Raw genomic sequence first — 10,910 nt, forward strand, 5'->3', positions numbered from 1 at the left:
TATTTCTTTATAAACTAACTACCCTTTATAAAATGCTTTTTACAAATAATCTGAAATTCTATCCCGAATCCTCATATGTGAATTTGCTGCTGCTATTAGCACTGCAAGCACTAAAAACCAGAAACTAAAATTAAACATACCATGTTCCCAGAACCACGCCCTACCATAAGCAATATCCCGAAAGCCTTCGATTAAATAGTAGAACGGATTTATCAGCTGGGCTTGTAACAAGACTCTTGGAATTACTGCAAAATTCCCCAAGTCGAAAATTACACCTGATCCATACATCAGAAACCGAAATAGATAGTTCAAAAAGAAGTTGAAATCTGGAAATACTACTTCAATCGACGAACACAGCAATGACACTGACAACGAAAAAATGATCAGCATCGGCAGGTAATACAGTAACTGCAACCAGTATACAGATGGGTAGTAACCCGAGAACATTGCGATTACAAGACCGGCGCCAACCATGATAAAGAACTCCGTAAAAAAGCCGATCATCGATGAAGTTGGCATAATGCTCACTGGAAATTTCATTTTTGCAGTCAATTTAAATTGTTTCATCACACTTTTGGCACCTGTTGTAATTACGTGTTGCATAAACGAATACACGCCCATTCCAATAAACATCCAGGAAAGTGGTGGTAAACCATCGGGCGCGGTACGATGCATCAATATCCCAAAAATTATGTAATTAATGGCCAATTGAACTAATGGGTCTAAAATTTCCCATAACCTGCCTAACCTGTTTTGCATGGAAGTACTCTTGGTACTATACTTCGAAAGGTTGGCTGCAACGTGCAGATATTTAAATTGTTCTTGAACGTAAAGTATTACATCTTTCATTATTGACTTACTCCATCTGTTTGTTGAGTCGTTTCAGACTCTGTAGCTGATTGTGCATTTTGCGCAGCAGGTATCTTGATTCGCTGGCCCGGATTTATCACACTGAAATCTACCCCTGGATTAGCTTCTTCAATCGACTCAACCGAAATTCCGTAGCTATCTGCAATCGACCCTAGAGAATCACCAGTTTCGACCGTATAAACAACATTCTTAGAAGACGATCGTTCCGAACTAGAAGACTTCTTTGACTTCTTTGACTTCTGTGACGCTTTTTTCTTATCATTCCTAACTTTTTTACGTCCTACTGGCTTGTCTTCCTCTGGCGGTGGTGTCTTTTCACCCTTCGAATTATCTCTACCAGCCATCGGCTTCATAGGTTTCGCCTTAAGCAATCTCTGCTTTAAAAATGACCTTGGGTGTTCAACTGATTGAGCAAAAGTTGCATTGCTAACTGCAACTAGCGAAAGCCAGATGAACATAACTGTACAAAAAGCGAGGATAAGCTTTGATACTATTGATAAGCGGTGATTGTCTTTTTGTTTCTTCAAACCATCAGCTACTTCAATTAAATCTCGACGGCTCATATTCGGTTCAGCTTTTGTGATTTCCGCTTTTAGCTTTTCTAATGAATAATCCAGCTGGACCTGTCTTTGCTCTGTCTTGTACTTTTTTTGGTCTTTTTTAGGAAGTTTTTTGAACCAGTTAGCAAATTTTGTGTATTGTGGAATGACTTCTTCGGGTGATCCGTAAGCTTTAACCTCGCCATAATTCAACCAGATGACTCGATCGCTCCACTCCTTGATCGTTCTCATATCATGAGAAACCAGCAAGATCGTCTTGCCTTGCTCACGGAATTCGAGCATTTTCTTTCTAGATTTGTCAACGAAGGTCTTGTCCCCAACCGACAATGCTTCATCCACGATCATAATATCTGGATCTTGATGAACCATAATAGAAAAGCCTAATTTAGCCTTCATACCAGAAGAATAGGTTTTGACGGGTTGATCTATGAACGGTCCGAGCTCTGAGAACTCAATAATTTCGTCCATTTTTTCTTTAATTTCTTTGTTGGTCATTCCCATCATCAAGGCTTTAAGACGGATATTTTCACGGCCAGAAAGATTGTTCTGCATCCCAGCGTTAGCAGCGATGATAGAAACGTCACCATTGATTTCAACCTGGCCGGTAGTCTGCGCGATCTGCCCACTGATGATATTCGATAAGGTTGACTTACCTGCACCGTTTAATCCGATCACGCCGACACATTCACCATCACAAATCTCAAAGCTAATGTTTCGTAAAGCCCAGAAGTCTTTTTCATTCTTATGGTTCATGTCAACGAGAGACTTGGCTTTGTTTTTACTATCTTTAGAAGGTAATAAACTAAACTTTTTGGAGAGGTGATCTGCTTTAATTTTTATCTTTTTTGTGTCCATTTTTCCTTAGTCTTTCTAGTTTTTAGCAACAAGAAAACACTGTTCCACCTATAACAATAAAAATCATCCAGCGTAACAAGCTTTCATAAGGCGGCAAATTTCAACAACATAACTTGCCTAATATTTTATAAACTTAGTTTTAAGTTTACCATTTTATCAACTTTTTTAAAATTTAATTTATTTAACTATCTATAGAAACAGTCAAGATACTTAAAATATATTATCTTTTTTTATGTAGCTTTATCTTTGCGACTTTAACTTTGGAATTGCTTACCCAGTAAAGCGTAGACCACGAAATTATTATTATTTGGCTAACTTTATGCATTTCAATGACTAAACACAAAAAAACGGCCAGCAAAAAATGGTCGTTAACAAATATAGGATTTTGATTATATTACTTTTTCATTACAAATACGGCTACCGATATCAGCGCTGCTTTGTTGAGCTTATCTGGCATTAAAACATAAGTTAAGCAAAGAAAAAACACCAAATTTACTAAAAAAACCAGATAGTAACCCCAATTGAATATCTAAGTTTCAGTCTCATACCCCACGACATTAATAATATTTTTCATCTCTCTATAAAGATACTTAAATATTCCACCTTTATCTTTCACGTTTCGGTTCACAACCATGATCAAGATTACAGTGACCTTCTGTTCATCTAAGAATACCGGCTTTTCTAATAATACAGCTAAGATCGAGTAAGGCTGTCTAATTTCATTTGAAACTATATGCGGCACCGCAACACTACCAATCACCAGCTGGTTGCCTGCACTTTCTCGGGTGAGCAAAGCCTCACTACCTTTTGAACTGATCTGGCCTTGATCCTCGACCCTTTGAAGACAATTTGTGAATACCTCTAAGAAATGATCACTGGTTGAGGTGTATTTCAGAATATGACTGCCACTTAATTCTTGGCGGCAAATTCTGCCATAATACTTATCTGACAGTTTAGTTTTGATTTTCTCAATATCCTGATCACCCAAAATACCTTCAAAGAAATAATCTGACTTACTAATCCCAGAATCACTAACCATTTTCCCACTCAAAATAGTTAGATCATACTGTTCTTGATCCTGGATTTCTTCACCAACTTCCAATGTACATTCGGCGTTCTTTAAAGCCTGCTGCAAAAGCATTTTATTGATGGCACCCAAGGCGTTGCTGTCCGAGATTAGTAATATTTTTTGCTTATTGTGCCTTTCCTGTTCCTTAAATGCCATTAAAGCATAAATCACCAAGAATGACTGGTTGACATAAATTTGCGGAAATTTGCCATTGATTGCGAGCCGAAGCTCTTCCGCTAAGTCAAAGGCTAAGGGGTCTGAAGCTTGAATATACTTCCTCTGATTTTCTGGCAACTCACTGAAGATGCTTGGAAAAATTGCTGCTCTAACAACGTGTAGATAAATTAAGTTGCAAATTTTTGTCTCAGCTGTCTGATATTGCAACAGGCAGTTCCAAATAGCCATCCATAAATTTTCTTTTTCTTCCGTTAACCGATGATATAAAGCAACTTTTCCTAGGTAACAATTTTGCAAGCGGTCTTTAATTTCTGATTTGGCTCCACTAGCTGAGCAAGAAGTAGCCAGCAAAACACAAGCTTTAACTTGTTGTTCTAACTCTACACGTGTGATAAATTCTCTGACTTGATTAAATTCAGGCAAAATCACGCCCAAAAGTTGTTGTAACTCTTGGCTCAGCTTGTCTTGTGCTGGTGAATTCATCAAGTTAAGCAAGTCAGGAAATCTTTGCAGCAAAGACGCCAATAAATCAATTCGTGTCGTCACTTTGACTTGGATCAGGATCCCTCTTCTTTGTACAGTCTTGATTACAAAAACTTGTTGATACCTAGCATTCAACAAAGCTAGGCAATGCAGAACTCGCTTCTTTGACATAAAGCAACTCTCAGCCAAATCATCAAGACCCATTTTTTCCTGGACCAGCAGCTTAAACAAAATAAGGTATTCATCCGGCACAGATTCATTTAAGAGCACATGAAATTTTTCTTTGTTTAGTATCACCAGATGATAAATTTGGCTGGTTTGAACAGAACCAGTTTTTTCTTTCTGCAGCGTGTCATTGATTCGTTTGATTTCACGCACAACTGTCCTTCTGGAAACCCCAAGTTTAGTAGCCAACTCATTTCCAGAAGAGTCCCCTATCTGTAAAACCTCTAATATTTTTTTCTGTCTTTCATTCAGCATTCGATCACCAATCTAAGTTTAACCTATCAGAGCTGCCTTGATTCCCTGCAACCCCTGTTGAACTTTTGTCAAGGGACAAGCAATATTCATCCTTAAAAAGCCGCTATTTCCATAATTTTCACCCGACATGATGCCAACATGTCCCTTATTCACTAATGATTCTTGCAATTCTTGAGCATCAAAGCGGCAATTTCTAACATCAATCCAGGCTAGATATGTTCCTTGGGGTACTATAAATTTCATCCCCCACGGTTCATCCTTGAAAAATTCTTCTAAATATTGCATGTTGCGGTGAACATATTCAACCAACTGGTCCACATATTCGCAATTTGCATATGCCCCGATTTGCGCCTCCATCCCTAGGATACTGACAGAGGATAAGGCGTTCTTGCCTTTTAGCTCTACCGCGAATTTCTGTAACAGATCCTCATCTGGTTCAATAAGATAGGAGCCAATTAAACCCGGCGTATTAAAAGTTTTGGAACAAGAACAACACAGGACCATGTTCTTGTGGGTCACTTCTGTCAAAGGCACATAGTGGTTCGGTGCAAATACAATATCACGGTGAATGTCATCCGAGATAATGAACACATCGTTTTTCTGACAGATTTCAACAATTCTTTGAAGCTCAGTCCGTGAAAAAACCTTACCTGTCGGGTTATGCGGGTTGGTCAACAGCAAGATTTTCGTTTTTTCCTGATCCAAGACAGTTTCAAGTGTATCCCAGTCTATCTGATAGTTTTCAAAGGCACTGCCAAGCACAATTGGTGCCAGCCGCCGGTCATTTTGCAAAATCACATTGTAAAAGGCATCATACATCGGAGTGAAAACTGCCACTGAATCATCTGGTTCTGACATCAATTTGATAAAAGAGGCAATTGAAAAAACAACACTGGGACTGTATGAGATCCAATCGCCATCGACGTCTACCCCGTCTCTGTTTTTAAACCAGTTCACAATACTAGCTTTATATTCAGGATTATTCCAGCGGGTGTAGCCATAGATCGGGTGCTCAATTCTTGCCTTCAATCGCTCCTGGATGCTCTCAGGAACCGCAAAGTCTGTATCTGAAATTGAAAAAGGCAGCACATCACTACTGCCAAAACGATCAGCAGTATAATCCCACTGGGTGCTATAGGTGTGATGCCGGTCAATTACCTGATCAAAGTCATATTCCATTTTAAATTTCCTCCAGTTATTTAACTTCAAAAAAAGCAAGCGACATCGAATATACCTTTAGTATGTTCGTAATGTCCCTTGCTGTCTAATAATTTCAGCTATCCTTGTGCTGCTTTTCTTTGTTTCTTAAGCCAGGCTCCTTTGAACCACAAAATGAACACGACGTTTAAAATCAATCCGATCCCAAAAGCAACATAGTAGTTAAACCACGGATAGATCAAGCCCAGTAAAGGATCAAAAACACCAATACCTGGTGCGATTCGTTTAACCCCTAAGACCATCGAGAGCGCCCCAGCGATCCCGCCAGCTAAAGTGTTCGCTGCAATCATTGGAACTGGTGCTGCCAAGGCGTATGGGATCGCAGGCTCGGTCGCCACGGTCATCCCTACCAAAAAGGCTGGCAGGCTAGATTCTCTTTCCTGCTTGGTAAACATATTTGGTTTTAGCCAGGTTGCGATTGCCGCAGCCATCGGTGGAATGACAGTCACTACTCCGACGATGCCATACCAGGTATAGACTTTAGAACTCAGCAGTGAGAAACCGAAGAACCACGCCGCTTTATTCACTGGACCGCCCATATCAAAGGCTAACATACAGCCTGCCACAAAGCCGCCAATAATTTTCATCGAAGTCGGGATACTATTCAAGATCTTGATCAAAGCTCCCATGACCCAGCCAGCAAATGGTCCAATCAGGTAGTAAGTCAATAAACCAAAAATCAGTAAAGTCACGAACGGAATGATCAGATAGCCCATTGTCGACTGGAAAGTCTTGCCAATATTGATCCGTTTGAAATATTTGACGAAGTAACCGATCGTGATCCCCAAGAAGATGGCGCCTAAGAAACCAGCACCAGTCTTAGTCCCCAGCAGATCTGGGCTGTTTGCCAAGTAGGTCGTCAGAAAAGCAGGTGCCAAGGCCGGCTTATCCCCAATTGAATTGGCAATATAAGCGCCCATAATCGGGATCATGAAGGTAAATCCTAGTTGCCCAACATTATTCAAAACCCAGGCTAAGGAGCCTAAGTTTCCGTCTTTAGGAGCAACATTGGGCATCCCGAACTGAATCAAGATACTGCCAATGGCTAATAGTAACCCACCGCCAATGACAAATGGCAAGGCTGCAGAAACACCTGCCATCAAGTGACTGATGATCCCAGTCTGCACGGCTTCTTGGTCAGAACCCAGCTTCACCTTGGATGCATGATAAACTTCTGCTCGCTCATCTAAATGATCCAACAGATCAGGAACATTCTTCAGAGCATCAGAGACTGGCAGTTCCACAACCTTTTTGCTGTCGAATCTTTGCCGGTCTTCATTCGACATCCCCTTACCTAAAGCAAGGATCACATAATTAGCTGCGGCAATTTGGTCGGCCGTCAGTTTGTGTTCAACACCGGCAGCACCTTGTGTTTCAACGTGGACCTCATAGCCCCTTTGCTGGCCTTCTTTTTCAATAGCTTCAGCTACCATATAAGTATGTGCAATTCCAGCGGGACAGTTGGTCACAGCAACGATTTTTTCCATCACATTACGCCTCCCCAATCACTTTTTCAATCAGTTGGTAAACTTCACTCTGACTTCCTTGTTTTAAACCAGCCACAAATTCTTCGTGCACCAGGTTTCTGCTTAACTTCGCTAATAAATTCAGGTGCACTTGCGAATCTTCTTCAGGAACTAAAATCGAAATCCAATTATTGACGGGTTTCCCGTCCAAAGCATTCCATTCAACTTGATTTTCTGAACGCGCAAAGAGAATTGTCGGACGTAGTACAGACTTGCTTTTAGCATGAGGGATCGCGATCCCGTTGCCAAACCCTGTTGTCGACTCCTTCTCTCGTCTGAGATAATCTTTATAGACTTTTTTGGGCTTTTTAGTCGCACCCAAATCAGATGCCTTCTCCGCCAGTGTTTTTAATATTTCTTCCTCGCTTTGTCCGTCAACATCAAAAAATATATTTTCTTCAGCAAACATCGCGCACCATCACCTTTCCCTATTCTTCATTTTCATTTTAACTAAGGGTGAGGCGTAGTTTAAGGAGCATTTTGTCACTCAGTTGTGACAAAAGCGCTTGCAAAACTCTAAATAAACTTCCCCCAGCAATCCACCCTTTGCCCATTAGCAGATTTTCCTGTAGCCAGATACCCGAACTGTCCCTTCCCACGTGGTTGTCTGAGCCAGACATAGCCGCCAGAATGGGCGAAGGCATCATATTTGATTCCTGAACCAGCTGGCAACAATGCGATTTGACTCGATTTGGTGCTGGCACCCCACCGCAAATAAATTGCTTGCTGACTAACAAAAATTCCTTTTTCTTGATGCCAGGTCACGCCAAAGTCATCGACCCAGGTATTTTTGACTGCTGGTTTTACCACTGCTTTTTGCACTTGCTCTGGTCCATTGCCAGTAAACAGCCCAGAGTAATCAACCGAGACATCTGTTTTTGCGCCAGCAATGAGTTGCCGATCAGTATACTGCCAAGCCGCACACGAAATGCCTGCATCCTTGGTGTCGTAACTAGCGACCCACAAAGTTTGTGGCAGGAGTTTGCTACGAAGCAACCTTGCCTTAAACCAGCTGGTACTGGCATAGACGCTGACTTTGCCATAGCCGAGGCGCTTCAGCTCCGCCGCAAAGGTATTCACTTGATCTGTTAATGCAGCTGGCTGATGGGTCAAATCTCCAGCCTCCACATCAATTGCCAGCATTGACCCCTTGTTCAAGCCGACCTTTTGTGCTTCTTTGACAAAAAATTGAGCTTCCTGCTTGGCATCACTGACTGAGATCGAGCGCAAGAAATGATAGCCGCTCACAGTTAAACCGCACTTTCTTGCATTTTGAACCTGTTTTTTGGCTTTAGGATTGACATAATTCGTACCCTGGGCGCTGCCCTCAGTAATTTTAACCACAACACCAGTGATCCCCAGCGCTTTTGCCGCTTGAAAATAAGCCAGTGTCTCTGGTTGGTAACTGGCAACATCAATAAATTTTGCTGACATGGCTGATCCTTCCTTTCATAGAAAAAGCCCCAATGCTCATCACATCAGGGCTGTGTCACTGACCTTATTTTTCTTCAAACAAAACAAGATCTTCTTCATCAATATAAACTGCCGAAGCTGGTGTGGCATACAAGAGCGCGCCATCCTTATCGACAAAGATTTTGGCATCGATGATCGTCTGCATGGCAGCTTTGACTGCGTCAGCGTCCAAGTTTGATTTCACGTCAGCCAACTTTAAATGGCGCAAATTGCCATTAACACCTGAGCGAAAGATTAAATCTAATGACTTCATGGTTGATAACTTCCTTTCTGAATTTGCTTAATTCTATTATTCTGCTGCAGTGAGCACACTGGCCACTGTCAAGACTGTTTCAGCAGCTGGTTCACCGGTCAATTGACCAATGATTTGGGCAAACTGACTGATTTTTTCGGGACTGGCATCAGCACTCAAGTTGTTAAAACCCCGGGCTCTGTATTCGCCGTCTTCCTTGATCGTTTGAACCTTGATCCCCGTCTTTTTCCATTGTTTATTCATGATGATAAACCTCCTTGTCCAACACTTTATTTTTGCAAGCCGCGCGCCTTACATCCTTACTAACGAAATCAAGGAGGAAAATGTCAAAGGGTCAAAGAAAAAGGACTGAACCATAGTGAGAAATTTTATCTCACCATGATCCAGCCCATATTTTGCAGACAGCATTAGTAATTTTGCCCCAGCCTCGTGCTGCCATTGGAATAAATCAATTTCAAATCCAAGCTCACACACTTTTTTAATATTTCGAAAAAATACCCCAGCCTATGACCAGTAGGCTGGGGTATTTTGATAGTCAAATCATTGTCATTGGCTTTGGCTATCACGCCCATTATCATGGGTGTCTGTCTTAAGTTATTCAAACACTGGTTGGAGAATAACGATCGACATGTTGACTGCTAACTGAGTTGCCTTCCAACCTCACACAACATTGCAGCTTGGTAGCTACAGGCTACAATATTGTGAATCTTTTAACAGTCAAACACATTCTACAAATATACCTGAAAAATGTCAACATATTAGCAACCGCGCTATCAGCCCAGCACTAATCGGTTCCTTGACTCTCTATCTCATCTGCTTTAAAATCAACTTACCATCGTCCCAGCTAACGAGACTTGCAGGGATGATATTTAATTTTGCAAAAAAACCTTTCGTCTTTATTTGAAAATGTTTACACAAACATCAGTTCCTGCGGTATAATTTTATTGGTAACCTACCCTGAGAGGGGGTGGTACTAAAATGCAGATGATCATTTCATTGATTATCGCCCCGATTATTGTTGGGGTTAGTGTCGAATGGTTTAAACACTGGCTCGCACAACACGATCGACACGATAAGCATTAAGGTTACTAAGCGAGCCCCACACGCTATTTTTACATAGTGCAAAAAATACCCCAACCTATCGCAATTAGGTTGGGGTATTGTGGTACTAAATGCAGATAATCATTGATTACAAGGTAATAGTACTATAGGTCTTTAAATCTGTCAACAAAAAGCGATCACCTTTTAAAGCGCGGTAGGTCAGCATTTGAAAACGGATACTAAAGCTTAGGCTCCGTCGCTGTGATAAGTATTGGCGACTTGCTAGTCAACCCCACATGCTATCTTACATAGTGAAAAAATATCCTAACTTTTGCTGCAATTGGAATAAATCATTTTCAAATAATATATCACGAACAAAAGTTCCTGTTGTATAATTATAGAGTGGCAACTGCCCCAAAAGGGGGTGGATATTTTGTTAGCCAAATTGCTGACGCTGGTCATCGCTCCCATAATTGTGGGAATCTGTCTCGAATTGTTCAAACATTGGCTGGAGAAGAACGATCGACATGGTGACCGATAGATAAGTTGCCTTCCAACCTCACACGCTATCTTACATAGTGAAAAAAATACCCCAACCTACTAACATTAGGCTGGGGTATTGTGGATATTTTGTTGACCAAATTTACACTGTTATCTTACATAAAAAAATGATACTTGTCAACACATTAGGTACGCTCAAAAAGTAGGATGATGGTTACCACAGATACCTTCACTTCAACTTACCGTTCTCCTACTTGATAGAACCTGCGGAATTATTGAGAGGCAGACTTGGTGGTTTTGTTCCAAGTTTTTGCTGCAATTGGAATAAATCAATTTCAAATAATATATCACGAACAAAAGTTCCTGTTGTATAATTATAGAGTGGCAACTGCCCCAAAAGGGGG

General features: G+C 41.1%; 12 protein-coding genes. 3 read left to right on the top strand and 9 right to left on the bottom strand.

What is annotated here, in order from left to right; genetic code table 11:
• Nucleotides 1-39: 39 nt before the first annotated feature.
• The 9 genes from LFYK43_RS05070 to LFYK43_RS05110 all read right to left on the bottom strand — a co-directional run bounded on the left by LFYK43_RS05070 (nucleotide 40) and on the right by LFYK43_RS05110 (nucleotide 9,207).
• The gene (locus tag LFYK43_RS05070; RefSeq protein WP_124976053.1) at nucleotides 40-849 is read right to left on the bottom strand and encodes an ABC transporter permease; all 810 of its coding nucleotides are present in this window, start codon (nucleotides 847-849) and stop codon (nucleotides 40-42) included.
• Nucleotides 849-2,285: an ATP-binding cassette domain-containing protein gene (locus LFYK43_RS05075; RefSeq protein ID WP_124976055.1), complete on the bottom strand. Its 1,437-nt coding sequence runs from the start codon at nucleotides 2,283-2,285 to the stop codon at nucleotides 849-851. The genes LFYK43_RS05070 and LFYK43_RS05075 overlap by 1 nt, the downstream gene beginning before the upstream one ends.
• A 529-nt stretch (nucleotides 2,286-2,814) precedes the next feature.
• Nucleotides 2,815-4,494: an HTH domain-containing protein gene (locus LFYK43_RS05080; protein ID WP_124976057.1), complete on the bottom strand. Its 1,680-nt coding sequence runs from the start codon at nucleotides 4,492-4,494 to the stop codon at nucleotides 2,815-2,817.
• A gap of 18 nt (nucleotides 4,495-4,512) precedes the next feature.
• Nucleotides 4,513-5,673, bottom strand: coding sequence for a MalY/PatB family protein (locus LFYK43_RS05085; protein WP_124976059.1), 1,161 nt, complete (start codon nucleotides 5,671-5,673; stop codon nucleotides 4,513-4,515).
• A 98-nt stretch (nucleotides 5,674-5,771) separates the two neighbouring features.
• Entirely contained in the window at nucleotides 5,772-7,199 is a 1,428-nt protein-coding gene (locus LFYK43_RS05090) for a fructose-specific PTS transporter subunit EIIC (protein WP_124976061.1), read from the bottom strand.
• Nucleotides 7,200-7,203: 4 nt separating this feature from the next.
• Entirely contained in the window at nucleotides 7,204-7,647 is a 444-nt protein-coding gene (locus tag LFYK43_RS05095) for a PTS fructose transporter subunit IIA (RefSeq protein WP_124976063.1), read from the bottom strand.
• Nucleotides 7,648-7,754: 107 nt separating this feature from the next.
• Complete coding sequence (locus tag LFYK43_RS05100) at nucleotides 7,755-8,672, bottom strand: GH25 family lysozyme (RefSeq protein WP_124976065.1); 918 nt, start codon at nucleotides 8,670-8,672, stop codon at nucleotides 7,755-7,757.
• A 64-nt stretch (nucleotides 8,673-8,736) separates the two neighbouring features.
• On the bottom strand, nucleotides 8,737-8,964 hold the full coding sequence (locus LFYK43_RS05105; protein WP_124976067.1) for a DUF2922 domain-containing protein: 228 nt from the start codon (nucleotides 8,962-8,964) through the stop codon (nucleotides 8,737-8,739).
• A gap of 36 nt (nucleotides 8,965-9,000) precedes the next feature.
• Nucleotides 9,001-9,207 carry a DUF1659 domain-containing protein gene (locus LFYK43_RS05110; RefSeq protein WP_124976069.1) on the bottom strand — a complete coding sequence of 69 codons (207 nt, stop codon included), beginning with the start codon at nucleotides 9,205-9,207 and terminating at the stop codon, nucleotides 9,001-9,003.
• A gap of 312 nt (nucleotides 9,208-9,519) precedes the next feature.
• Between LFYK43_RS05110 and LFYK43_RS13080 the strand changes: the two genes are divergently transcribed.
• The 3 genes from LFYK43_RS13080 to LFYK43_RS12815 all read left to right on the top strand — a co-directional run bounded on the left by LFYK43_RS13080 (nucleotide 9,520) and on the right by LFYK43_RS12815 (nucleotide 10,546).
• A complete protein-coding gene (locus LFYK43_RS13080) occupies nucleotides 9,520-9,606 on the top strand; it encodes a type I toxin-antitoxin system Fst family toxin (protein ID WP_369692898.1) in 87 nt (28 codons plus the stop codon).
• 342 nt (nucleotides 9,607-9,948) lie between these two features.
• The gene (locus tag LFYK43_RS05120; RefSeq protein ID WP_229717961.1) at nucleotides 9,949-10,047 is read left to right on the top strand and encodes a type I toxin-antitoxin system Fst family toxin; all 99 of its coding nucleotides are present in this window, start codon (nucleotides 9,949-9,951) and stop codon (nucleotides 10,045-10,047) included.
• A 433-nt stretch (nucleotides 10,048-10,480) separates the two neighbouring features.
• A complete protein-coding gene (locus tag LFYK43_RS12815; protein ID WP_229717963.1) occupies nucleotides 10,481-10,546 on the top strand; it encodes a hypothetical protein in 66 nt (21 codons plus the stop codon).
• Nucleotides 10,547-10,910 lie beyond the last annotated feature (364 nt).

It is taken from the genome of Ligilactobacillus salitolerans, from assembly GCF_003864415.1.
GTDB lineage: Bacteria > Bacillota > Bacilli > Lactobacillales > Lactobacillaceae > Ligilactobacillus > Ligilactobacillus salitolerans.

Excerpts from the sequence above, each read along its gene's own strand:
- LFYK43_RS05070 (WP_124976053.1), bottom strand. The coding sequence starts at position 849 with ATGAAAGATGTAATACTTTACGTTCAAGAACAATTTAAATATCTGCAC.
- LFYK43_RS05075 (WP_124976055.1), bottom strand. The coding sequence starts at position 2,285 with ATGGACACAAAAAAGATAAAAATTAAAGCAGATCACCTCTCCAAAAAG.
- LFYK43_RS05080 (WP_124976057.1), bottom strand. The coding sequence starts at position 4,494 with ATGCTGAATGAAAGACAGAAAAAAATATTAGAGGTTTTACAGATAGGG.
- LFYK43_RS05085 (WP_124976059.1), bottom strand. The coding sequence starts at position 5,673 with ATGGAATATGACTTTGATCAGGTAATTGACCGGCATCACACCTATAGC.
- LFYK43_RS05090 (WP_124976061.1), bottom strand. The coding sequence starts at position 7,199 with ATGGAAAAAATCGTTGCTGTGACCAACTGTCCCGCTGGAATTGCACAT.
- LFYK43_RS05095 (WP_124976063.1), bottom strand. The coding sequence starts at position 7,647 with ATGTTTGCTGAAGAAAATATATTTTTTGATGTTGACGGACAAAGCGAG.
- LFYK43_RS05100 (WP_124976065.1), bottom strand. The coding sequence starts at position 8,672 with ATGTCAGCAAAATTTATTGATGTTGCCAGTTACCAACCAGAGACACTG.
- LFYK43_RS05105 (WP_124976067.1), bottom strand. The coding sequence starts at position 8,964 with ATGAAGTCATTAGATTTAATCTTTCGCTCAGGTGTTAATGGCAATTTG.
- LFYK43_RS05110 (WP_124976069.1), bottom strand. The coding sequence starts at position 9,207 with ATGAATAAACAATGGAAAAAGACGGGGATCAAGGTTCAAACGATCAAG.
- LFYK43_RS05120 (WP_229717961.1), top strand. The coding sequence starts at position 9,949 with ATGATCATTTCATTGATTATCGCCCCGATTATTGTTGGGGTTAGTGTC.